Source organism: Cupriavidus alkaliphilus, from assembly GCF_900094595.1.
GTDB lineage: Bacteria > Pseudomonadota > Gammaproteobacteria > Burkholderiales > Burkholderiaceae > Cupriavidus > Cupriavidus alkaliphilus.
The window spans coordinates 366,852-389,067 of sequence record NZ_FMAD01000006.1; the positions used below are offsets into that span (position 1 = coordinate 366,852).

Genomic DNA, 22,216 nt, shown 5'->3' on the forward strand with positions numbered 1-22,216 from the left:
GGTGCGATCAGAGCTTGAGCAAGCGTTGCGCGTTGCCGTGGCAGACCAGCGCGCGCGTGGTGTCGTCGAGCGGTGCGCTGTCGATGAACTTCGCGGCCGCTTCAGTGGATTCATAGGGATAGTCGACCGAGAACATCACCGCCTCCGGCCCCAGTTCGGCAATGGCGCCCATCAGCGCGCCGTGCGAACACACGCCCGAGGTGGTGATGACAATATTGCTGCCGATGTACTCGGACGGCGCGCGCTCCAGCTTGACGCCGTGCGAATAGACCGCGAAGCGGCTGTCAAAGCGCCAGCGCTGGTACGGCAGGCCCTCGCCCATATGTCCGAGGATCAGCTTCAGGCGCGGGAAGCGGTCGAACACGCCGCTGAACAACAGCCGCAGCGCATGCGATGCGGTTTCCACGCCCCACCCCCACGCCGCCCCGGCCAGCTCCGGATGACCTGCGAGCACTTGCGGCGACACGAAGGCATCGGTGGGATGCAGGTACATCGGCACATCCAGCGCCTGCATGCGCTCCCAAAAAAAGTCATAAGCAGGATCGTCGTAGTAGCGTCCATGCGTATGGCCGTTCACCAGCGAGCCCTTGAAGCCGAGCTGCTGCACGGCGCGCTCCAGTTCGGCCGCCGCCTGCCCGGGATCCTGCATCGGTAGCGCGGCAAAGCCGGCATAGCGCGTCGGATGGCGGGCGATCTGCGCCGCCAGGAAGTCATTGCTCTCGCGTGCCCGCGCCAGCGCGAGGCCGGCATCAGGCTCGCCCTGCACGCCGGGGCCGGTTTGCGACAGCACGGTGATGTCGATGCCGCACCGGTCCATCTCGGCAAGCCGCTCTTCGTCGAAATCGGCAAGGCGGCGACCGAGCTCGGCGAACACCGCCGCATCGATATGCTGCGTAAACCCCTTGGAATAAGCCTGGAAACCAGGGGTCATGAAATGCTCTTCCAGGGCGATCTTCTTCACGTAGTTCATGCTGGTGGGGGCTCCTGATGGGTGGAATCGCTGCGTGCCGAGCTTGTCCCGCGTGCGCAAACGCGTTTGCCTCATTAATTGCTCAGTACACTGATTAGTTTCGGATTCTAGTCAGCGACATTTCAAAAGTCCAGACGCGGCGCGAAGGGTTAACACCTATAACGATGCGCAAAGTCGCTCAGTACACTGATTCGCAGATGATCAGTATGCTGACGATATGAAATAACCGTTTAAATCGGGCTTTCCGGCGCCTTTGCAAGACAGCGGGCGGCGCCGGCACTGGCCCGCATTTTGCTCAGCATACTGCGCTTCTCATCAGCATACTGACTGATGCACCGGCAGCATGCAGCGCTGCACAGCGGCAAGCCATGAACTCGCCGCGCCACTGGCGCCTGCACCACCGGGAAGCAAAGAAACAACAGAGACAACGGCCTGACCAAGAGGACCCCCGCCATGACGATCAGCCTGACCCGCGCCGAGACACGCGCCCACGCCTCCGGCATGACTGCTGAAGAACGCAAGGTCATCCTTGCCTCATCCTTCGGCGCCCTGATGGAGTGGTATGACTTCTACATCTACGCGGCGCTGGCCGTGTACTTCGGTGCTTTATTCTTTCCGCCGGGCAACGAAACAGCCGCCTTCCTGGCGAGCCTGGCCACCTTTGGCGCCGGCTTCCTGATCCGCCCCGTAGGCGCGCTGCTGTTCGGGCGCCTGGGCGACCTGATCGGCCGCAAGTACACCTTCCTGGTCACCATCCTGCTGATGGGGGTGGCCACGGTGGGCGTGGGCGTGCTGCCGACGTACCAGCAGATCGGCATCACCGCCACGGTGCTGCTGGTCCTGTTGCGGCTGCTGCAGGGCCTGGCCCTTGGCGGCGAAGTGGGCGGCGCGGTCACGTACGTCGCCGAGCACTCGCCGGCAAGCAAGCGGGGCCTCTACACCAGCTCGCTGCAGACCACCGCCACCCTGGGGCTGCTGGCCTCTCTGTTCGTGGTGTATCTGCTCAAGACCTTCCTGACTGAGGCGGAATTCCGCGCGTGGGGCTGGCGCATCCCGTTCATCGTGTCGCTGGTCATGCTGGTGATCTCGGTGTACATCCGCGGCAAGTTGCATGAATCGCCGGTGTTCGCGCGCATGAAGGCGGGCAATGCCACCTCGAAGTCCCCCATCCGCGAGAGTTTCACTCAGTGGAAAAACCTGAAGTCGGTGCTGCTGCTGTTCGTGGTGGCCGCCGGGCTTGGCGCGATCTTCGGCACCGGCCACTTCTACAGCATGTTCTTCCTCAACAAGACGCTGCAGGTGCCGATCGAAACCGTGCACAAGCTGATCGCGATCGCACTGGTGGTAGCCACGCCGTGCTACCTGTTCTTCGGCTGGCTGTCGGATCGTATCGGCCGCAAGTACATCATGATGGCGGCGTGCCTGCTGGCTGCGCTATGCACCCAGCCGGTGTTCAAGGGACTGACCCACTACGCCAATCCGGCGCTGGAGCAGTTCCAGCGGCAAGGCACGGTGCAGGTGACCGCTGGCGACTGCAAGGCGCGCCTGTTCGGCGAACCGGTGTCGGCCTGCGACAAGATCCGGGGCTACCTGACCGACCTCGGCGTTGGCTACACCTTCGTGCCGGCCAGCGGCCCGGCCCAGGCGGAAGTGCGGATCGGCGAGCGCACGCTGCAGGGCTTCGACCGCGCCGCCATCAAGGGCGCACTGATCGAGGCCGGCTGGCCGGAGCGCGCCGATCCGGCCAGCATGAATACGCCGATGGTGTTCATATTGCTGCTGGTGCCGATCCTGTTCCTGGCCATGGTCTATGGCCCGATGGCCGCCTTCATGGTCGAGCTGTTCCCGGCGAGGGTGCGCTACACCTCGCTGTCGCTGCCCTTCCACCTTGGTGCGGGCTGGGTTGGCGGCATGCTGTCGTTCGTGGTCACGGCAATGAACGTGTCCAGCGGCGACGTGTACTTTGGCCTGTGGTATCCGGTGGTCATCGCCGGCCTCGCCTTCGTCATCGGCATGGTGTTCGTGCCGGAGACGCGCGGGCGCGATCTTTCCACTTGAGCACTGCCACCCGGTGCACTTGCAGGGCGGAGGAATCCGCCCTTTTCATGGGCATATATTCAGCATACTGAATTATTTACCGCGCGAGCGCAGCGATGGCGCCCGCGGCGGGCGAATGCAGCCATCGCCAACTTCCATCCCTTCGCGCAGACAACCTGGAGCCCCCATGTCCACCTCTCGCATCCTCCGCACCCTTGCCGCGTCATCCGCCGTGCTCGGCCTGGCGCAGGCCACGCCCGCCCTGGCCGACGCCAGCGGCGTGAAGATCGGCGTCATCACCGATATGTCCGGCTCCTATGCCGACCTGTCCGGCAAGGGCTCCGTCGTCGCCGCCCAGATGGCCGTCGAGGAGTTCGGCGGCAAGGCGCTGGGCAAGCCCGTCACGGTGCTGTCAGCCGATCACCAGAACAAGGCCGATATCGCCTCGTCGCTGGCGCGCCGCTGGTTCGATACCGACGGCGTCGACATGGTGATCGACTTCCCCAACTCATCGACGGCGCTGGCTGTGCAGGAAGTGGCGCGCCAGAAGCAGAAGATCGACATCGTCTCCACCGGCGGTGCCATGGCGCTGACCAACCAGAATTGCTCGCCCACGGGATTCCACTGGGCCTGGGACACATACTCCGTGTCTTATCCGCTGGTCCGCCGCCTGATCGACCAGGGCCGCAACAGCTGGTACTACATCACGGTGGACTACGCCTTTGGCCAGTCGCTGGAGGCCGACTTCCGCAAGGCCGTGGATGCCGGCGGCGGCAAGAACGTGGGCAGCACGCGCCATCCGCTCAATGCCAGCGACTTCAGCAGCCCGGTGGTTGCGGCGTCGGCGTCCAAGGCCAAGGTGGTGGTGCTGGCCAATGCCGGCAATGACATGATCAACGGCGTCAAGGCGGCCGGCGAGTTCGGCCTGATCAAGTCGGGCCAGACGGTGATCACGCCGTCCACCTTCATCACCGATCTCAAGAGCCTGGGATTGCCCGCCGCGCAGGGCCTCACCTACGTCGATCCGTTCAGGCTCGACCTCGACGCGAAGTCGAAGGACTTCGTCGAGCGCTATTTCAAGCGCCACAAGGCATATCCCACCCATGGGCAGATCGGTGTCTACTCGGGCGTGCTGCACTACCTGAAGTCCGTGGAAGCCGCCAAGACCGTCGAGGGGCCCGCGGTGGCGGACAAGATGCGCGCGCTGCCCGTCAACGACGCCTTCGTGCGCAATGGCAAGGTCCGGATCGATGGGCGCATGGTGCACGACATGTACCTGGCCCAGGCCAAGTCGCCGGCGGAATCGAAAGGCGCGTGGGACCTGGTCAAGTACATCGGCACGATCCCTGGCGACGAAGCCTTCCGTCCCCTCTCCGCCAGCGAATGCCCGCTGGTCAAGAAGTGAGCGCGCCCATGCCTGAGCAAGACGTGATCCTGCGCACGCAGGGGCTGACCAAGGCGTTCAAGGGCTTTACCGCCGTCAGCGATGTCAGCCTGTCCGTGCGGAGAGGCTCGATCCATGCGTTGATCGGTCCCAACGGCGCTGGCAAGACCACCTGCTTCAATCTGCTGACCAAGTTCCACGCACCGTCGTCCGGCGCCATCCATTTCAACGGTGCCGACATCACCGCGCTGCGGCCGGCGCAGATCGCTCGCATGGGCGTGATCCGCTCGTTCCAGATTTCGGCGGTGTTCCCGCAGCTGACCGTGCTGGAGAACGTGCGCATCGCGCTGCAGCGCAAGCTGGGCACGTCGTGGCATTTCTGGCGCGGCAGGCGCTCGCTGTCGCGGCTGGATGCGCGCGCCATGGAACTGCTGGATGACGTGGGCCTTGCCGGCTTCGCGCATCTCGGCACGGCCGAACTGGCCTACGGCCGCAAGCGCGCGCTGGAGCTGGCCACCACGCTCGCCACCGATCCCGAACTGATGCTGCTGGACGAGCCCACGCAAGGCATGGGCCATGAAGACGTCGAGACCGTGACGGCGCTGATCAAGCGCGTGTCGGCGGGACGGACCGTGCTGATGGTGGAGCACAACATGAGCGTGGTGTCGTCGATCGTCGATCGCATCACGGTGCTGCAGCGCGGCGCCGTGCTGGCCGAGGGCACGTATGAGGAGATCTCGCGCAACCCGCAGGTGAAGGAAGCCTATATGGGAACTACGGAAGACCAGCAGGAGGCCGCATGACTGCAACCGCCACCCCCGCCCTGGAATTGCGGGACCTGCATGCCTGGTACGGCGAATCGCACATCCTGCACGGCGTCAACCTGGCGGTCCAGCCCGGCGAAGTGGTGACGCTGCTGGGCCGCAACGGCGCGGGGCGCACCACCACGCTGCGCGCCATCATGGGCCTGGCTGGCACGCGCAAGGGCTCGGTGCGCGTCTTCGGCCGGGAAACCATCGGCATGAAGACCCACCGCATCGCGCCGCTCGGGCTGGGGTATTGCCCGGAGGAACGCGCCATCTTTGCCAGCCTGTCGTGCGAAGAGAACCTGATGCTGCCGCCTGCCTTCGAGGTAGCGCCGGGCACTACGGGACTGCGCGAGCCCATGTCCGTTGCCGAGATCTACGAGATGTTCCCCAACCTGCACGAGCGGCGCAAGAGCCCGGGCACGCGCATGTCGGGCGGCGAGCAGCAGATGCTGGCGGTGGCGCGCATCCTGCGCACCGGCGCCAGCGTGCTGCTGCTCGACGAGATATCGGAGGGGCTGGCCCCGGTGATCGTACAGAAGCTCGCGAAGATGATCGCCACGCTGCGCCGCAGGGGCTACACCATCGTCATGGTGGAACAGAACTTCCGCTTCGCGGCGCCGCTGGCGGACCGCTTCTTCGTGATGGAACACGGCCGCATCGTGGAGGCCTTCGCTGCGAACGAGCTGGAACGGAAGATGCCCGCGCTCAACGCCCTGCTGGGCGTGTAAGGAGACCTTGTCATGGAATTGTTTGGAGTGCCCCTGCCCGCGCTGCTGAGCCAGCTGCTGCTGGGGCTGGTCAACGGATCGTTCTACGCGATCCTGAGCCTGGGGCTGGCCGTGATCTTCGGCCTGCTCAACGTGATCAATTTCGCCCATGGCGCGTTGTTCATGCTGGGCGCTGTGCTGGCGTGGATGGGCCTGAACTACCTTGGGATCAACTACTGGCTGATGCTGCTGCTGGCGCCGCTGGCGGCCGGCGCGCTGGGCGTGGTGCTGGAGCGCACCATGCTGCGCCACCTGTACCGCTTCGACCACCTCTATGGGCTGCTGCTGACGCTCGGCATCTGCCTGCTGATCGAAGGCTTGCTGCGCTCGGTCTATGGCGTCTCCGGCCTGCCCTACCCCACGCCGGAGGCGTTGACCGGCGTCAGCCAGCTGGGCTTCATGGTGCTGCCCAACTACCGCGCCTGGGTGGTGCTGGCCTCGCTGACGGTGTGCTTTGCCACCTGGTTCATGATCGAGAAGACCCGGCTGGGCGCCTACCTGCGCGCCGGCACCGAGAATCCGCGCATGGTCGAGGCCTTCGGCGTCAACGTGCCGCTGCTGGTAACCCTGACCTATGCCTTTGGCGTAGGCCTGGCGGCGCTTGCGGGTGTGCTCGCCGCGCCAGTCATGCAGGTGTCGCCGCTGATGGGGCAGAACCTGATCATCACGGTGTTCGCGGTGGTGGTGATCGGCGGCATGGGGTCGATCCTCGGCTCGATCTTTACCGGCCTGGGGCTGGGTGTGTTCGAAGGCATCACCAAGGTCTATTACCCCGAAGCTTCAGCGACCGTAGTCTTTGTCGCCATGGTCTGCGTGCTGCTGGTGCGACCGGCCGGCCTGTTTGGAAAGGAGAAATGATGGCAAGCCCCACTTACGCAACGCGGCCGCTGCTCGCGTACGGACTACTGCTGGCTGCCCTGCTGCTCGCGCCCTGGCTGGGCGCCTACCCGGTACTGGTGATGAAGCTGCTGTGCTTCGCGCTGTTTGCCTGCGCCTTCAACCTGCTGCTGGGCTATACCGGGCTGGTGTCCTTCGGCCATGCCGCCTTCTTCGGCGGCGCGGCCTATGCCTGTGGCTACGCGATGAAATCGCTGCAGCTTCCGCCGGAACTGGCCTTGCTGGCCGGCACTGCATTCGGCGCCCTGCTGGGGCTGGTGTTCGGCGCGCTGGCGATCCGCCGCCAGGGTATCTACTTCGCCATGATCACGCTGGCGCTGGCGCAGATGTTCTACTTCTTCTGCCTGCAGGCACCAGTGACCGGGGGCGAAGATGGCATGCAGGCGGTACCGCGCGGCGAACTGCTCGGCGTGCTGCCGCTGGCGTCCGACCACACCATGTACTACGTCGTGCTGGCGATCACGGTCGCGGCCTTCCTTGCCATCATGCGTATCGTCAACTCGCCCTTCGGACAGATCCTGCGGGCGATCAAGGAGAACGAGCCGCGCGCCGTCTCGCTGGGCTATGACGCGGACCGGTTCAAGCTGCTGGCGTTCGTGCTGTCGTCGGCGCTGGCGGGGCTGGCGGGTGCGCTCAAGACACTGGTGCTGGGCTTCGCCACGCTGACCGATGTGCACTGGATGATGTCGGGCTCCGTGATCCTGATGACGCTGGTCGGTGGCATGGGAACCCTGTCCGGCCCGCTGGTCGGCGCGCTGGTCATTGTCGCGCTGGAGAACAAGCTGGGGGATGCGGGCAATGCGCTGGCGGAGATGACCGGGATCGGCTGGTTCGATACGCTGGGCGAGTCGGTCAGCATGGTGACCGGGCTGATCTTCGTGGTCTGCGTGCTGACTTTCCGCCGCGGCATCATGGGCGAGATCCTGGCGCGGTGGCAGGCACGTCCCACGCTGCGGCGCAGTGCCGCGCCCACGCCCGGGACGGCGCGCACCAGTCAGGGTTAACGAGGATTCTTCGCGCCACGAACATCAGTACACTGATCTTATATGATCAGTGTACTGACAAATTAGATTCACGGAGAGAACCATGGCATGGATTCACATCGATGCGGCCAACACGCTGCAGAACGACGAGGTGATGCCGCTGACGCTGGGCGATCGCCAGCTTGCCGTCTATCGCAGCGATGACGCGTACTTTGTCACCGACAACGTCTGCACGCACCAGTATGCCCTGCTGTCGGATGGCTATCTGGAGGACGGCTGCATCGAATGCCCGCTGCACCAGGCCCGCTTCGACATCCGCACCGGCAAGGCGATGTGCGCGCCCGCCACCGGCGATATCCGCACCTACCCGGTCAAGATCGAAGACAGCCGGGTGTGGGTCGAGCTGTAAGGGAGCCAGTCATGACACAGCACACGTCCATCCTGATCGTCGGCGCCGGCCAGGCGGGGGCCATGGCGGCCGCTGCGCTTCGCGGCCTTGGCTACGGTGGCCGCATCGTCATGGCGGGCGGCGAACGGCACGCCCCATACGAGCGCCCGCCGCTGTCCAAGTCCGTGCTCGCCGATGCCGGACAGGACGGGAAGATCGGCGTGCAACCCGCCAGCTTCTATGCTGATCAAGGCATCGAGTTGCGGCTGGGCGCCTGCGTCACCGCACTCGATGCCGGACGGCATGTCGCGCACCTGGCCGACGGCAGCGCCATCGGCTACGGCGCCTGCCTGCTGGCCACCGGCGGCAATGCCCGCGTGCTGCCGGCGCTGCCGCCGGGCACGCCACATGTGCATTACCTGCGCTCGCTGGACGATGCGGCGCGCCTGCGCGAAGCCATGCAGCACGTTGGCGAGCTCGTGGTGATCGGCGGCGGCTTCCTTGGCCTGGAGACCGCGTCGACCGCCGCAGGCATGGGCCTGAAGGTCACGCTGGTCGAGAGCGCGGACGGCCTGCTTGGCCGCGCCCTGCCGCCGGAGCTTGGTGCATGGCTGGCGGACCGGGTACGGGCACAAGGCGTGACCCTGCGCCTCGGTTGCGGCATTGCCGCTTGCGACACCCGCGACGATGGCGTGCATCTGCAGCTGGCTGACGGTTCGGTGCTGCACGCACCGCTGGTGGTGGTCGCCATCGGCCTGACACCTGAAGTGACGCTTGCCGCCGGCGCTGGTCTGGCGCTGCATCCGCAGAACGGCGGTATCCAGGTCGACCAACAGTGCCGCACCAGCGCGGAAGGAATCTACGCTGCGGGCGACTGCTGCAGCCAGTACCAGCCGCTGTTCGGCACCGAGGTCCGGCTCGAGTCCTGGCAAAGCGCCAATGAACAGGGACGCATCGCTGCGGCGTCGCTGCTGGGCGTGGCGGCGGAACCCGCTGCGCTGCCGTGGTTCTGGACCGACCAGTTTGGCTGCAACGTGCAGATGCTCGGCGCCGGGCATCCGGATCTCCGCTATGCCTGGCGCGGTATCGGGGCCCACGATGCCGCCGCCCCGAAATTCATGCTGCTCGGCACCCGCCACGGCCGCCTGAGCCATGCCATTGCCGTGAATGCCGGCGGCGACCTGCGTCAGCTGCGCTCACTGGTCGGCCACGACGTCACTACCTGTCTCGCACGCCTGTGCGACGAGACCCTGCCGCTGCGGCAGGTCGTCCGCGAATGGCAGGCAGAAGCCGAACGCTCCATCACACTCTGAGAGGACCCCCCACATGTACCAGACACAAGCGGTGATCCAGCACACGCTGGGCAAGAAAAACCCGGGACTGGCTGAATGCCGCTGGCCCGAGGACGGCCTCCACTACATCCCGGACTGGGTCTACACCAGCCAGGCCGTCCATGATCTGGAGCTGCAGAAGATCTTCCGCGGCCGCTCGTGGAATTACGTCGCGCTGGAAGCTGAGATCACCAATGCCGGGGACTTCAAGCGCTCGTATGTCGGCGCGACGCCGGTGGTCGTCTCGCGCGCCGAGGATGGCTCGATCAATGTCTTCGAAAACCGGTGCGCGCACCGCGGCGCAGAGTTCTGCCGCCACAGCCAGGGCAACACCAAGGAATTCGTCTGCCCCTACCACCAGTGGTCCTACGACTTGAAGGGCAACCTGCAGGGCGTTCCGTTCAAACGCGGCGTCAACCGTGCCGGCGGCATGCCCAAGGACTTCCGCAACGAAGACCACGGGCTGGTGAAGCTGCACGTGGCGACGCGCAACGGCGTGATCTTTGCCTCATACGCGCCTGACATGGAAAGCCTGGAAGACTACATGACGCCGGAGATCCTGAAGGACTTCGACGTGGTCTTCAACGGCAAGCCGCTCAAGGTGCTCGGCTATTACAAGAACGAGCTGCCGTGCAACTGGAAGATGTACCACGAGAACCTGAAGGACCCGTACCACGCCACGCTGCTGCACTCCTTCCTGGTGGTGTTTGGCCTGCTTGTGGCGGGCAATGAATCGGCGATGATCGCCGACCCGGTGCACGGCCGCCACGGCACCATGGCATCGGCCAAGAAGGAGGACAAGTATGCGGCCGTCAGCGACGAGAACAAGAAGGAGATGCGCTCGTACCACGAAGGCATGCAACTGGAGGACGAGCGCTTCCTGGAGTACGTGCGCGAGTTCGACTCGCCATGGTCGGTGACAATGCAGACGATCTGGCCGAACCTGATCGTGCAGCGCGAGATGAACACGCTCGGCGTGCGCCAGATCGTGCCCAACGGTCCCGACAGCATGCTGATGCTGTGGACCATGTTCGGCTACGAGGACGATACCGACGAAATGACGCAGCATCGCCTGCGCCAGGGCAACCTGATGGGTCCGGCCGGCTTCCTCGGGCTGGAGGATAACGAGGCGATGAAGTTCGTGCAGGAAGGCGTGCGCCGCTCCAGCAGCGATCTCAACGTGCTCAAGCTGGACGCGCAGCAGATCGGCACGTCCAGCTCCCTGATCTCTGAATCCGCGATCCGCGCGATGTACCAGTACTATCGCGGCGTGATGGGATTCTGAACGCCGCCTGACCGGAACCCAAAGCAATATGAAACCGCTGAACTACTCCCTCTATCGCGAGAGCACCCTCGGCACCGGGCGCGCGATCGAACTGCGGCTGGAGATCGATGCCTTCCACGCTGACTATTGCGCGGTGCTCGACGCTGGCATGGTCGAGCAATGGCCGAGCTTCTTCACCGAGGATGCGCTCTACCGCATTACCGCGCGCGAGAACGCCGAGCGCAACCTGCCCGTCGGGCTGGTGTATGCCGAAGGCATCGGCATGATGCGCGACCGCGCCGCGGCGATCGCCAATACGCAGATGTTCGCGCCCCGCTACAACCTGCACCTGGTGACCAACACGCGTGTCAGCGATGAAACTGCCGACGGCGAGATCGCGGCACAGGCCAACTTCATGCTGTTGCAGACGCTGGTCGAAGGCCCCACCACGATCCACCTCGCGGGGACCTATCACGATCGCTTCCGTCGCCAGGGCGCCAGGCTGCTGCTGCGCGAGCGGCAGGTGGTGTACGACACCACCATCATTGCGAACGACCTGGTCTATCCGGTCTGAGCCACATCGCAATAAAAAGCGGCGGGCATAGCGCCCGCCGTTCTTGCTTACATGCTCCGCAATACGGTGCGGCTGTACTGGTTGTTGGCCTCCACCAGTGTCGCCAGCAATTCCATGAACACCTCCCGCTGCGCCGGCTTCAGCGGCGCCAGCATGCGTTCCTGCGCGCGCGCCATGTCGGCACGCAGCGACGTTACCACGCTCTTGCCTTCGCGCGTCAGGTGGACATGGCGCGTACGCCGGTCCGCAGGGTTTTCGCGGCGCTCGACCAGGCCGCGGTCTTCCAGGCGGCGCACCACATCCATTGTCGTGGTGCGGTCCAGCCCCACTTCCTGCCCCAGCGAGGTCTGATCCAGCCCCGGCAGCACCGACAATACGGTAAGGATGGCGTACTGCACCGGCGTGATATTGGGCGCCTTGCATTCCTCGAAGAACATCGCCACGTGGATCTGGTGAAGCCGCCGCACCAGAAAGCCGGGACGTGCCCACAGCAGTTCCTTGGCCGGATCCGCTTCCGGCACCGCAGTGGCCGTGCTGCTGCTTTCACTCGTTGCGCCGCGCTTTGCTCTTGGAGACATCGCCTTCACCATTTTGTATGCACACTGACAGTATATATGAGGGCACGGTAACGGCGATCGCCAGAACGGCTTGCAACGCATGACGCATGGGTCCCGGAGCGCCGCGCCTCAAAGCGCGCCGGCGTCGCGGAGAATGCGCTCGATCTGCCGGTAGCCGCGCTGGCGCGCATGCTGCAGCGGCGAAACCCCGTCGCCGTCGGCCAGGTTCACGTCGGCCCCGGCCTGGACCAGCAGGCGCACGATCTCGGTATGCGCGGCACCGCCGTTGCCGAGGATGATGGCCTCGAGCAAGGCCGTCCACTTGAGCTTGTTCACGTGGTCCACCGCCACGCCGGCCGCGATCAGCATGCGCACGGTCTCGACGTGGCCGCGCTCGGCGGCGGGAATCAGCGCGGTGCCGCCGTAGCGGTTGGTGCTGCGCAGGTCGGCGCCGTGCGCCAGCGTCAGGCGCAGGATCTCGTTGTGGCCGCGCGCGCCGGCATAGAGGTAGGGACTGTCGTGGATCGCGTCCTGCGCGTTCACGTCGGCGCCGGCATCGATCAGCACCCGCGCTGCCTGCACGCGGTTGTGGTGGGTGGCCAGCAGCAGCGCGGTGCGTCCCTGCGCATCGCGCGCGTCGATACTGGCGCCCCGGGCCAGCAGCGCGCTGACCTGCGCGGCGTCGCCGCGCGCCGCGGCTTCGCGCAGTTGTTGCTCGGGCGTTGCGCTCGCGGCGGCGGGGATGGAAGTCAGCATGGCAATGAACAGGGACAGGGCAATGAGCAGGCGCGCCGGCAGCATTGGGAATCCTTTCAGCGAATGCACCATGGGCGCGGTGAGGGCGAGGTGCAGGGAGACATCGGCCGCATTCTGGCACGCCGCCCGCGGCACGCGAAGTTAAGGATTCGAATGCGCGCCAGTGCCAACGGCCATGGCATCCGGCGCCCGAATACGCTCTATAACAACCCGCGCCACCCTCCCCGCACACGCTGGCCTATAGTCGCGAGGCCCGCATCACGTCCGCCTGCGCGGGCCAGGCCTGACCGGAGACAACGCGTGTCGACAACCGAAGCCTATCTGCTGGATTCCATCCGCCTCGCCATGGAGAACGTGCGCGAGCGCAATACCTGGCCCTTTGGCGCCGTGGTGGTCAGGGACGGCACGGTGCTGGCCCGCGCGGTCAACGAGGTCGATGCCACCTGCGACCCCAGCGCGCATGCCGAGATGCAGGCGGTGCGCGCCGCCAGCCGCGCGCTGGGCAAGCCCGACCTGAGCGGCTGCACCGTGTACGCCAGCGGCTATCCTTGCCCGATGTGCCTGACCGCGATGTACCTGGCCGGGGTCGAGGCGGTCTACTACGCGTATTCCAATGAGGACGGCGCCCCTTACGACCTGTCCGCCGAGCGCGGCTACGTCGAGCTGGCCCGTCCGCTCGACCAGCGCGAGATGAAGCTGGCCTACGTACCGGCCCGCGACCAGGGCGTCGACCTGTACGAAGCCTGGCGCGCGCGCCAGGTCCAGTAGCGGCGACGGCATGACGGGGAGCGGATGGCTGCCGCTCCCTTTGCCCTCGATGCCGGCATGGCCATCGCCTTGTCATCGGGGCCGACTAATATGGGGATGACGGCGCTGCGACAGTGGGTCACATGTAACGGCCGGCGGCGGCACGGAACCGCGCGCGGGGCCTCCCGTCAAACCAATGGATTGCGCGAGATACCCGGCTGGGCTGCGGTGGCTGCGCTGCGGTACTGCAGCGCAACATGCAGCGCCCGTGCCGGATCGTCCCGCGAATCGTGCAACGCCCTTCCGCAGGCGCGATGTCGCCGCGCAGACTCCCAGCAAACGCCCCCCTCTAGCCAAGGAGACGAACGTGCTGAGCCCGCATGAACTTGCCACGCTGCTATTGCTGAGCGATGGCCCCGATTCCCTCGATTCCACCGATTCCCGCCAGATCGATCCCACCGACCTCAAGGCCCTGGTCGAAAAGCGATTCGTTCACCTGGAAGTCCTGCATGGCCGCCGCCAGGCGCCGCGCATCACCAGCCACGGCTATTCCATGCTCAAGGCCATGGGGCGCTGATGCCCCGGTCCCGGCCAGCGCGCGCCAAGCGCCGTCCGGCCCACTCGCAACACCACGGAGGCCACCATGACCACGGGCCCGGTCGCTGATGCCGGCGTCCCGGCAGACCCCGACGCGGCGCGCCGCCGCTTCCTGCGCGACCTGGGCCTGTTGGCCGCGGCCGGCATCGCGCCGGGCACGGCCGCGGCGGCATCGCCCGCGGCGTGCCTGCTGACGCCGGCCGCCACCGAAGGCCCGTTCTACCTGGACGATGCCCTGGTGCGCGCCGATATCCGCGACGGCCGCCCCGGCCAGCCGCTGCGAGTGCGCATCCGGGTGGTCGACGCCGGGCGCGGCTGCGCGCCGGTGCCGGGTGCCCTGGTCAGCATCTGGCACTGCGATGCGCAAGGCCACTACAGCGGCGAAGGCCGCGGCGACCGGCAGGCGCGTTTCCTGCGCGGCGTCCAGCCGGCGGACAGCGACGGCGTCGCCAGCTTCACCTCGATCTATCCGGGCTGGTACGCGCCGCGCGCCATCCATATCCATTTCAAGGTGCTGCTCGGCCGCGCCGAAGCGTTGACCAGCCAGCTTTATTTCAGCGACGCGCTCAACCGGGAAGTCCTGGGCGGCCATCCGGCCTACCGTGCGCACGGCGTGCCGTCGCGCGCCACCGTGCAGGACCCCATCGCGGGGACGCGTCCCAACCTGATGGCGGTGCGCCAGGCCGTCGACGCGGCGGGGATGCTCGAGGCCAGCTTCACGGTCGGCATCGCGCGCGCCTGAGCCCGCGGCAGGCGCATCCTGCCCGAGCGCAAAGTGCACCGGCGCACACCGCGCGGGTAATCCCTAGATTGTGGTTCCCTGTGCCTTTCCTACCATGAAGGGAATCACGGGCCACCTGCCCGGCACCCCTGCCCGTCGGCAGGCCTGCCGTGCGTCCGCTGGCCCCGCATGCTCCAGCTTTTCCCGACTTTTCCGGTGTTCGCGTCAGTGGCGAGTGGCCTCGGTCCCCATGGCTGGCACGCTCGCGGGTAGTCCCACACTCAGCAGAGGGAGACGGTCATGGCATCCAGGGCGAGGAAATCAGATGGGCGGAGCAGCGGCGAGAGCAGCGGCAAAAGCAGCAGCGTCTCCCGGCGCGGCTTCCTGGGCGGCGCTGCCGGCGCCGCCGCGGGGGCGGCCGCCATGGGCTTCCCGGCCATCGTCAAGGCGCAGGGGCCGGTCACGATGCGCTGGCAGAGTACCTGGCCGACCAAGGATATTTTCCACGAGTTCGCCGGCGACTTCGTCACCAAGGTGAACGACATGTCGGGCGGCGATCTCAAGATCGAGCTGCTGCCCGCTGGCGCAGTGGTCAAGGCCTTCGACCTGATCGACGCGGTCAGCAAGGGCACGCTGGACGGCGGCCATGGCGTGATCGCGTACTGGTACGGCAAGAACTCGGCGCTGGCGCTGTGGGGCTCGGGGCCGGCCTGGGGCATGGACCCCAACATGCTGCTGGCCTGGCACAAGTACGGCGGCGGCAAGGAACTGCAGCAGGAGATCTACCGCAGCCTGAACCTGGACGTGGTCTCGTTCCTGTACGGGCCGATGCCGACCCAGCCGCTGGGCTGGTTCAAGAAGCCCATCACCAAGCCGGAAGACTTCAAGGGGCTGAAGTTCCGCACCGTCGGCCTGTCGATCGATATCTTCACCGGCCTGGGCGCGGCGGTGAACGCGCTGCCGGGTGCCGAGATCGTGCCCGCGCTGGACCGCGGCCTGCTCGATGCGGCGGAGTTCAACAACGCCAGCTCCGACCGCGCGCTGGGCTTCCAGGACGTGTCCAAGATCTGCATGCTGCGCAGCTTCCACCAGTGCTCGGAACAGTTCGAGATCCTGTTCAACAAGAAGCGCTACGACGCGTTGCCGGCGAAACTCAAGGCGCTGATCGCCAACGCGGTGGACGCGGCCTCGGCCGACATGTCGATGAAGGCCATCGACCGCTATTCCAAGGACTACCAGGCGCTGCAGCAGCAGGGCGTGAAGTTCTACGCCACCCCCAACTCGGTGCTGCAGGCGCAGCTGAAGATCTGGGACGAAATCGTGGCGCGCAAGGAAAAAGAGAACCCCATGTTCAAGAAGGTCAATGATTCGATGAAGGCCTTCGCGCAGCGCTCCACGCGCTGGCAGAACGATACCAACGTCGACTACCGGCTGGCCACCAGCCATTACTTCTCCAAGCGCGGCTGAGCCCCCGGGGACGCGCGCCGTGCAACGCCTGCTGCTGCGCATCGACTGGCTCAGCACTTTCGTCGGCCAGGCCGCCTCGTGGCTGATCATCGCGCTCACGCTGATGATCAGCTACGAGGTGTTCTCGCGCTATGCGCTGGGCGCGCCGCACGCCTGGGTATTCGACGCCAGCAACATGCTGTACGGCACGCTGTTCATGCTGGCGGGCGCCTACACGCTGGCCAAGCGCGGCCACGTGCGCGGCGATATCCTCTACGGCTTCCTGTCGCCGCGGATGCAGGCCGGCATCGACCTGGTGCTGTACCTGGCCTTCTTCTTCCCCGGCGTGATCGCGCTGGCCTGGGCCGGCATCGACTTCTTCGAGGTCTCGCTGGCGCAGAACGAACACTCCTCCATCGCCGCCGACGGACCGCCGATCTATCCGTTCAAGGCGGTGATCCCCGTGGCCGGCGCGCTGCTGCTGCTGCAGGGCGTGGCCGAGACCATCCGCTGCGTGCTGTGCCTGCGCACCGGCAACTGGCCGCTGCGCGAAGGCGATGTCGAAGAGGTCGACGTCGACAAGCTCAAGGAGATGGTGCAGGGCACGCCCACGGCTGAACTGGCCGAGGCTCCGCCACCGCGCGACAACCCGCCGGGAGCCGGTCGATGAGGAAGGAACTGTGGTTCGGTGTGAGCCTGATGGCGCTGATCATCGGTGCCGTGGTGTGGTTCATGCCCGCTCCGGGGGACTGGACCAACGGGCACCTGGGCCTGCTGATGCTGGCGCTGATCGTAGTGGCGATCATGCTGGGCTTTCCGACGGCGTTCACACTGATGGGCATGGGCGTGCTGTTTGCCTGGCTGGCGTACCGCGACGCCAACCCAGAGATCGCGGTGCAGCAGACGCTCGACCTGATGGTGCAGCGTGCTTATGCCGTGATGACCAACGATGTGCTGATCTCGGTGCCGCTGTTCGTGTTCATGGGCTACCTGGTCGAGCGCTCGAACCTGATCGAGAAGTTGTTCCGCAGCCTGCACCTGGCGCTGGCGTGGATCCCGGGTTCGCTCGCGGTGGCCACGCTGGTGACCTGCGCGATCTTCGCCACCGCCACCGGCATCGTCGGCGCGGTCGTCACGCTGATGGGCCTGCTGGCCTTCCCGGCCATGCTGCGCGCGGGCTACAGCACCTCGATGTCGGCCGGCGCGGTGACCGCCGGCGGCTGCCTGGGCATCCTGATCCCGCCTTCCGTGCTGCTGATCGTCTACGGCGCCACCGCGGGCGTCTCCGTGGTGCAGCTCTATGCCGGCGCCTTCTTCCCCGGCCTGATGCTGACCGGGCTCTATGTGCTCTACATCGTGCTGCTGGCCAAGCTCAAGCCCGCGCTGGCGCCACCACTGCCCGAAGCGGAACGCGTGGTGCCGCTGCCGCCGGTGGCGCGCACGCTGCAGGCACGCGGTGCCACCCATGCCCTGCCGGCGCTGGGCGCGGGGCTGATGCGCGCGCTCAAGGGTCCACGCAACGCCGAGGTGCCGAGTGCCGTGTTCGCGCGCCAGCTGGGCATCGTCCTGCTGCCGGCACTGGTGACGGCGCTGGTGATGGGCACGATCTACAGCGCCGTCACCTCCCCGGCCGCAAGCATCGCGGTCGAGTCGCCGCTGTCGCTGGGCGGCGCCGAGGAGAGCAGCGCGGCGGTCGACGACCTGGCGGCGCCGCCGTCAGAGGAACCCGCGGCGCCGGCCGCCGCGGCACCGTCCGCGCCCGCGACATCCGCTACGCCCGCCGCCACCGAGGCAGATGCCCGCCCCGCAGCCACGCCTGCCGCCGCCACCGTGTCGGCACCGCGCTGGTTCTGGATCACGCTGGCGGTGGTCGGGCTGCTGCTGGTGTATTTCTACTGGCGCTTCAGCTTTGCGCGGGTGGAAATCTTCAAGATGCTGCTGACGTCGTTCTTTCCGCTGGCGCTGCTGATCCTGGCGGTGCTGGGGTCGATCGTGTTCGGGCTGGCCACGCCCACCGAGGCCGCCGCGGTCGGTTCGCTCGGCGGCGCGCTGCTGGCGGCCGCCTACCGCCAGCTGAACTTCCGCGTGCTCAAGGAATCGGTGCTGCTGACCGCCAAGACCAGCGCCATGGTGTGCTGGCTGTTCGTGGGCTCGTCGATCTTCTCGGCCGCGTTCGCGCTGCTGGGCGGGCAGGCGCTGGTCGAGCAGTGGGTGCTGTCGATGAACCTGTCGCCGGTGCAGTTCATGATCCTGGCGCAGCTGATCATCTTCCTGCTGGGCTGGCCGCTGGAGTGGACCGAGATCATCATCATCTTCATGCCGATCTTTATCCCGCTGCTGGACAACTTCGGCATCGATCCGCTGTTCTTCGGGCTGCTGGTGGCGCTGAACCTGCAGACCGCCTTCCTGTCGCCGCCGGTGGCCATGGCGGCGTTCTACCTGAAGGGCGTGGCGCCGCCCCATGTCACGCTGAACCAGATCTTCCTCGGCATGCTGCCGTTCATGGGCATCCAGGTGATTGCGCTGGTGCTGCTCTACGTCTTCCCCGAAATCGGCCTCTGGCTGCCGACCGTGCTGTACCGCTGAGCGCCGCGGCATCAGCGCCGCGGCACCCGTTTCCTATACTGGTTGGCAATGCCAACCGATACCGCCCTCGCCAGCCCGCCCCCCGACACCACCTTCCGCACCGATATCCCCGGGCGGCTCGACCGCCTGCCGTGGTCGCGCTGGCACTGGCGCGTGGCGATCGCGCTGGGCGTTGCGTGGGTGCTCGATGGCCTGGAGGTCACGCTGGTCGGCTCGGTCGGCGCGGTGCTGGAGCGGCCCGATACGCTGGGGCTGAGCGCAACCCAGGTGGGCTGGTCGGGCTCGCTCTACATCGCGGGCGCGGTGCTGGGGGCGCTGGTGTTCGGGCGCATGGCCGACCGGCTCGGGCGCAAGCGGCTGTTCCTGGCCACGCTCGCGGTCTACATGGTGGCGACGCTGGCGACCGCCTTCGCCCCCGACTTTGCCTTCTTTGCCGCCTGCCGCTTCTGCACCGGCCTGGGTATCGGCGGCGAGTATGCCGCCATCAATTCCGCCATCGACGAACTGATCCCCGCGCGCGTAAGGGGACGCGTGAACCTGGCCATCAACGGCAGCTTCTGGCTGGGCGCGGCGCTGGGCGCGGGGCTCAGCCTGGTGCTGCTGGATGCGCGCGTATTCGGTCCGGTGTGGGGCTGGCGCGCCTGCTTCGCGCTCGGCGCGGTGCTGGCGATCGCGATCGTGCTGGTGCGCCGGCATGTGCCGGAGAGTCCGCGCTGGCTTGCCACGCACGGCCGGCTCGACGAGGCCGAGCGCATCATCGCCGCGATCGAGGCCGAGGTGCGCGCCAGCCACGGGCCGCTGCCGCCGGTATCGCCCGATTGCGCGGCGGTGGCGATGCGCCGCCGCGCCGCCCCGGGCGTGGGCGAGGTCATGCGCCTGCTGCTGCGGCGCTTTCGCCAGCGCAGCCTGATCACGCTGGCGCTGATGGTGGCGCAGGCCTTTTTCTATAACGCGATCTTCTTCACCTATGCGCTGGTGCTGTCGCGCTTCTATGGCGTGCCGGAAGCGCGCGTGGCGCTGTACATCTTTCCGTTCGCGCTCGGCAATGCGCTGGGGCCACTGCTGCTGGGCCCGCTGTTCGACCACGTCGGGCGCCGGCGCATGATCGCCGCCACCTACGTGCTGTCCGGCATTGGCCTCGCCTTGACCGGCTGGGCCTTCGTGCAGGGCTGGCTCGACGCGCGCACGCAGGCGCTGTGCTGGTCCGCCGTGTTCTTCCTTGCCTCCGCCGCGGCCAGTTCCGCCTACCTCACCGCAAGCGAAGTGTTCCCGCTGGAAATGCGCGCGCTGGCGATCTCGGTGTTCTATGCCGTCGGCACCGGCACCGGCGGCTTCATCGCGCCGCTGCTGCTGGGCGCATTGATCGAGAGCAGCAGCCGCGAAGCGGTGGCGGCGGGCTACGGCTTCGGCGCGGTCCTGGTGATCGTGGCGGGGCTGCTGGCGCTGCGCTTCGGCATCGATGCCGAACGCCGCCCGCTGGAGCATATCGCGCCGCCGCTCGGCAGCGACGACTAGCGCTGCGCGGCCTCATTGCGCGGCCTCGCCTTGCAGCCGTGTTAAGCAGTGCTACAGCCTCCCCTTACACATTCTTACAGCAAGCGAAGGGGCAACTGACTAGCCTTAACTCACCTGCGGCGGCCTGAGTGCGTGAATCTTTGCTTCAGCGGGCTGCCATGTCTTGGCCATCGCCTGGCCATTGTTCAACTCTGCCTGGATGAAGCCGGGCAATTCCACGGGCTGCACGCCGCTGCATGCGGTATGTCGGTCCGATTGCAAAGTGCGCCGATACGGCCCAGCCACATCGCGCGTGCTGCAGACAACAAGCTGAATTGGGGACTTGCAAGCCGGGCCACGCGCGATAGCCCTTGCGCGACGCCACACGCTTGCCTGACGGATACGCTCGCCCGGCATCCCTGCGAAGGATGCCGGCGGGGATGCTTTTTGACTTTGCTTGCCGGAGAACAACACCATGGCCGACCAGCGCAACAACCCGCCGCCGCGCCCCCACTCACTGACCCCGGCCCCGCTGCGCCAACCCCAGGGCGACGGGCTGGTGCAGCGCCCGCAGCCGGTCGCAGTGCCGCTGTGGCACATCGTGCCGCGCATGGCGGGCTACGGCGTGGTGCTGTTCATCATCTGGGCCGTACTGACGATCATGTTTCCAAATGTGTTTACGCGCTCGTCGGAACGCGCGGTGGTGAACAGCCCCGTCAGCCTGCTGACATCGCCGGTGGAAGGCGTGGTGATGAAGCAAATGGTGGCCGCGGGCCAGCCTTTCACGGCCAACCAGGCGCTGATGGTGGTGCAGAACCCCAACATCGACCGTTCGTTGCTGGTCGACCTGACCGGCAAGAAGCTCGACAACCAACAGCGCTATGACTCGGCCAAGGCGCGGCTGGAAAGCAACCGCAGGCTGATGGCGGCCACCGAGCAGGACCTGCAGCGCTACAACAGCGCCGCGCAACGCGAGCACGCCGCGCGCGTGCGCGCGCTGGAAGCGCGGCTGGCATCGGCCAAGGCCCAGGAAGACCAGCAGCAGGAAGTGGTCAACCGCAACCAGAGCATGCAGTGGGCCGGCGCGGTCAGCGAGGCCTATACCAATGCCTCGCGCTACCAGCTGTCGATGCTGTCCAACGCCAAGGCCGCGGCCAAGGCCGAGCTCGACAACGCCATCGGCGAAAGCCAGGCATCGCGCAACAAGGTCTATGCGTCGTCCACCGACGGCCCCAGCGCCACGCTCGCGCAGCGCCGCCAGGTGCTGGGCGCGGAAGCGGCGCAGCTGACGGCGGAACTGGAGCAGCTCGAAGCCTACGGCAAGTCGGTCGACGAAATGATCGCGACCGAGCAGGAACGCATCGACCGTCTCTCCAACCTGGAGATCCGCTCGCCCGAGCCCGGCACCATCGAAGACCTGATCGCGCAGCCGGGCATGCGCGTCGCCGCCGGCGCCACGCTGGCGCGCGCCAGCAACTGCGCGCAGACGAGCGTGGTGGCGGTATTCCCGCGCAGCCTCAGCGACAACCTGCTGCCGGGCGCGCGCCTGAACGTGCAGGTCGACGGCGTGCCCACGGCGCTGCCGGCATCGGTGGCCGAGGTGCTGCCGCGCGCGCCGGACGGCGACCAGGCGCGCTACTTCGTGCCGTTCCCGCCGATCGAGAAGAACGAAATCTACGTGATCGCCAAGCTCGACCGCCCGCTGGGCAACCTGCCGGCGAAGGCCGGCGCGGCGTCCGGCGGCGCGGCCACGCCCGGCACCGCGGGCACAGCCGCGGCGGCGGGGCCGGCGGCAGCGGCGCAGTCCGGACACTGCGGCATGGGTCGCTGGGCGCGCGTCACGCTGAACCAGAGCTGGCTGGGCCAGTTGCGGGCCTCGCTGTAAGCGTCGGTCCAAAGGAGAGCCGG

21 protein-coding genes are annotated in these 22,216 nt (G+C 66.8%); 18 read left to right on the forward strand and 3 right to left on the reverse strand.

Annotation, left to right across the window (positions count from 1 at the left end; genetic code table 11):
- Positions 1-7 precede the first annotated feature (7 nt).
- The gene (locus GA0116996_RS15495) at positions 8-970 is read right to left on the reverse strand and encodes an amidohydrolase family protein (protein WP_092313215.1); all 963 of its coding nucleotides are present in this window, start codon (positions 968-970) and stop codon (positions 8-10) included.
- 453 nt (positions 971-1,423) lie between these two features.
- Here GA0116996_RS15495 and GA0116996_RS15500 point away from each other — a divergent pair, with 453 nt between their 5' ends.
- The 10 genes from GA0116996_RS15500 to GA0116996_RS15545 all read left to right on the forward strand — a co-directional run bounded on the left by GA0116996_RS15500 (position 1,424) and on the right by GA0116996_RS15545 (position 11,404).
- Complete coding sequence (locus GA0116996_RS15500; protein WP_092313218.1) at positions 1,424-3,028, forward strand: MFS transporter; 1,605 nt, start codon at positions 1,424-1,426, stop codon at positions 3,026-3,028.
- 166 nt (positions 3,029-3,194) lie between these two features.
- On the forward strand, positions 3,195-4,412 hold the full coding sequence (locus GA0116996_RS15505; protein WP_092313221.1) for an ABC transporter substrate-binding protein: 1,218 nt from the start codon (positions 3,195-3,197) through the stop codon (positions 4,410-4,412).
- 8 nt (positions 4,413-4,420) lie between these two features.
- Positions 4,421-5,194 (forward strand): ABC transporter ATP-binding protein, encoded by a 774-nt coding sequence (locus GA0116996_RS15510; RefSeq protein ID WP_092313225.1) that lies wholly within the window; start codon positions 4,421-4,423, stop codon positions 5,192-5,194.
- Entirely contained in the window at positions 5,191-5,928 is a 738-nt protein-coding gene (locus GA0116996_RS15515) for an ABC transporter ATP-binding protein (RefSeq protein WP_092313228.1), read from the forward strand. The genes GA0116996_RS15510 and GA0116996_RS15515 overlap by 4 nt, the downstream gene beginning before the upstream one ends.
- Positions 5,929-5,940: 12 nt before the next feature.
- Entirely contained in the window at positions 5,941-6,825 is an 885-nt protein-coding gene (locus GA0116996_RS15520; RefSeq protein WP_092313231.1) for a branched-chain amino acid ABC transporter permease, read from the forward strand.
- Positions 6,825-7,868 carry a branched-chain amino acid ABC transporter permease gene (locus GA0116996_RS15525; RefSeq protein ID WP_092313387.1) on the forward strand — a complete coding sequence of 348 codons (1,044 nt, stop codon included), beginning with the start codon at positions 6,825-6,827 and terminating at the stop codon, positions 7,866-7,868. Before GA0116996_RS15520 ends, GA0116996_RS15525 begins: the two co-directional genes overlap by 1 nt.
- 82 nt (positions 7,869-7,950) lie before the next feature.
- Positions 7,951-8,256 carry a non-heme iron oxygenase ferredoxin subunit gene (locus tag GA0116996_RS15530; protein ID WP_092313234.1) on the forward strand — a complete coding sequence of 102 codons (306 nt, stop codon included), beginning with the start codon at positions 7,951-7,953 and terminating at the stop codon, positions 8,254-8,256.
- Between the two features lie 11 nt (positions 8,257-8,267).
- Positions 8,268-9,548, forward strand: a complete 1,281-nt coding sequence (locus tag GA0116996_RS15535; protein ID WP_092313237.1) for an NAD(P)/FAD-dependent oxidoreductase — start codon at positions 8,268-8,270, stop codon at positions 9,546-9,548.
- A gap of 13 nt (positions 9,549-9,561) precedes the next feature.
- Entirely contained in the window at positions 9,562-10,851 is a 1,290-nt protein-coding gene (locus GA0116996_RS15540) for an aromatic ring-hydroxylating dioxygenase subunit alpha (RefSeq protein WP_092313240.1), read from the forward strand.
- A gap of 28 nt (positions 10,852-10,879) precedes the next feature.
- Complete coding sequence (locus GA0116996_RS15545) at positions 10,880-11,404, forward strand: aromatic-ring-hydroxylating dioxygenase subunit beta (protein ID WP_092313242.1); 525 nt, start codon at positions 10,880-10,882, stop codon at positions 11,402-11,404.
- 47 nt (positions 11,405-11,451) lie between these two features.
- On the opposite strand, the gene GA0116996_RS15550 is transcribed toward GA0116996_RS15545, so the two are convergent.
- Both GA0116996_RS15550 and GA0116996_RS15555 read right to left on the reverse strand, forming a co-directional pair.
- The gene (locus tag GA0116996_RS15550; protein WP_092313390.1) at positions 11,452-11,982 is read right to left on the reverse strand and encodes a MarR family winged helix-turn-helix transcriptional regulator; all 531 of its coding nucleotides are present in this window, start codon (positions 11,980-11,982) and stop codon (positions 11,452-11,454) included.
- Positions 11,983-12,090: 108 nt separating this feature from the next.
- On the reverse strand, positions 12,091-12,762 hold the full coding sequence (locus tag GA0116996_RS15555; protein WP_092313245.1) for an ankyrin repeat domain-containing protein: 672 nt from the start codon (positions 12,760-12,762) through the stop codon (positions 12,091-12,093).
- Positions 12,763-13,017: 255 nt separating this feature from the next.
- Between GA0116996_RS15555 and GA0116996_RS15560 the strand changes: the two genes are divergently transcribed.
- The 8 genes from GA0116996_RS15560 to GA0116996_RS15595 all read left to right on the forward strand — a co-directional run bounded on the left by GA0116996_RS15560 (position 13,018) and on the right by GA0116996_RS15595 (position 22,193).
- A complete protein-coding gene (locus GA0116996_RS15560) occupies positions 13,018-13,485 on the forward strand; it encodes a nucleoside deaminase (protein ID WP_092313248.1) in 468 nt (155 codons plus the stop codon).
- A gap of 346 nt (positions 13,486-13,831) precedes the next feature.
- On the forward strand, positions 13,832-14,041 hold the full coding sequence (locus GA0116996_RS15565; protein ID WP_092313251.1) for a hypothetical protein: 210 nt from the start codon (positions 13,832-13,834) through the stop codon (positions 14,039-14,041).
- A 66-nt stretch (positions 14,042-14,107) separates the two neighbouring features.
- Positions 14,108-14,803, forward strand: coding sequence for an intradiol ring-cleavage dioxygenase (locus GA0116996_RS15570; RefSeq protein WP_092313254.1), 696 nt, complete (start codon positions 14,108-14,110; stop codon positions 14,801-14,803).
- 402 nt (positions 14,804-15,205) lie between these two features.
- Entirely contained in the window at positions 15,206-16,249 is a 1,044-nt protein-coding gene (locus GA0116996_RS15575; protein ID WP_232348311.1) for a TRAP transporter substrate-binding protein, read from the forward strand.
- 19 nt (positions 16,250-16,268) lie between these two features.
- Positions 16,269-16,898 carry a TRAP transporter small permease subunit gene (locus GA0116996_RS15580; protein ID WP_092313260.1) on the forward strand — a complete coding sequence of 210 codons (630 nt, stop codon included), beginning with the start codon at positions 16,269-16,271 and terminating at the stop codon, positions 16,896-16,898.
- Entirely contained in the window at positions 16,895-18,814 is a 1,920-nt protein-coding gene (locus GA0116996_RS15585) for a TRAP transporter large permease (RefSeq protein WP_092313263.1), read from the forward strand. The genes GA0116996_RS15580 and GA0116996_RS15585 overlap by 4 nt, the downstream gene beginning before the upstream one ends.
- A 48-nt stretch (positions 18,815-18,862) precedes the next feature.
- Entirely contained in the window at positions 18,863-20,329 is a 1,467-nt protein-coding gene (locus GA0116996_RS15590; RefSeq protein ID WP_092313266.1) for an MFS transporter, read from the forward strand.
- Positions 20,330-20,783: 454 nt separating this feature from the next.
- Entirely contained in the window at positions 20,784-22,193 is a 1,410-nt protein-coding gene (locus tag GA0116996_RS15595) for an HlyD family secretion protein (RefSeq protein ID WP_092313268.1), read from the forward strand.
- Positions 22,194-22,216: the final 23 nt, after the last annotated feature.

What these genes read in the sequence shown, in the direction of transcription:
- GA0116996_RS15495 (WP_092313215.1), bottom strand. Translation starts at nt 970, where the DNA reads ATGAACTACGTGAAGAAGATCGCCCTGGAAGAGCATTTCATGACCCCT.
- GA0116996_RS15500 (WP_092313218.1), top strand. Translation starts at nt 1,424, where the DNA reads ATGACGATCAGCCTGACCCGCGCCGAGACACGCGCCCACGCCTCCGGC.
- GA0116996_RS15505 (WP_092313221.1), top strand. Translation starts at nt 3,195, where the DNA reads ATGTCCACCTCTCGCATCCTCCGCACCCTTGCCGCGTCATCCGCCGTG.
- GA0116996_RS15510 (WP_092313225.1), top strand. Translation starts at nt 4,421, where the DNA reads ATGCCTGAGCAAGACGTGATCCTGCGCACGCAGGGGCTGACCAAGGCG.
- GA0116996_RS15515 (WP_092313228.1), top strand. Translation starts at nt 5,191, where the DNA reads ATGACTGCAACCGCCACCCCCGCCCTGGAATTGCGGGACCTGCATGCC.
- GA0116996_RS15520 (WP_092313231.1), top strand. Translation starts at nt 5,941, where the DNA reads ATGGAATTGTTTGGAGTGCCCCTGCCCGCGCTGCTGAGCCAGCTGCTG.
- GA0116996_RS15525 (WP_092313387.1), top strand. Translation starts at nt 6,825, where the DNA reads ATGGCAAGCCCCACTTACGCAACGCGGCCGCTGCTCGCGTACGGACTA.
- GA0116996_RS15530 (WP_092313234.1), top strand. Translation starts at nt 7,951, where the DNA reads ATGGCATGGATTCACATCGATGCGGCCAACACGCTGCAGAACGACGAG.
- GA0116996_RS15535 (WP_092313237.1), top strand. Translation starts at nt 8,268, where the DNA reads ATGACACAGCACACGTCCATCCTGATCGTCGGCGCCGGCCAGGCGGGG.
- GA0116996_RS15540 (WP_092313240.1), top strand. Translation starts at nt 9,562, where the DNA reads ATGTACCAGACACAAGCGGTGATCCAGCACACGCTGGGCAAGAAAAAC.
- GA0116996_RS15545 (WP_092313242.1), top strand. Translation starts at nt 10,880, where the DNA reads ATGAAACCGCTGAACTACTCCCTCTATCGCGAGAGCACCCTCGGCACC.
- GA0116996_RS15550 (WP_092313390.1), bottom strand. Translation starts at nt 11,982, where the DNA reads ATGTCTCCAAGAGCAAAGCGCGGCGCAACGAGTGAAAGCAGCAGCACG.
- GA0116996_RS15555 (WP_092313245.1), bottom strand. Translation starts at nt 12,762, where the DNA reads ATGCTGCCGGCGCGCCTGCTCATTGCCCTGTCCCTGTTCATTGCCATG.
- GA0116996_RS15570 (WP_092313254.1), top strand. Translation starts at nt 14,108, where the DNA reads ATGACCACGGGCCCGGTCGCTGATGCCGGCGTCCCGGCAGACCCCGAC.
- GA0116996_RS15575 (WP_232348311.1), top strand. Translation starts at nt 15,206, where the DNA reads ATGGGCTTCCCGGCCATCGTCAAGGCGCAGGGGCCGGTCACGATGCGC.
- GA0116996_RS15585 (WP_092313263.1), top strand. Translation starts at nt 16,895, where the DNA reads ATGAGGAAGGAACTGTGGTTCGGTGTGAGCCTGATGGCGCTGATCATC.
- GA0116996_RS15590 (WP_092313266.1), top strand. Translation starts at nt 18,863, where the DNA reads ATGCCAACCGATACCGCCCTCGCCAGCCCGCCCCCCGACACCACCTTC.
- GA0116996_RS15595 (WP_092313268.1), top strand. Translation starts at nt 20,784, where the DNA reads ATGGCCGACCAGCGCAACAACCCGCCGCCGCGCCCCCACTCACTGACC.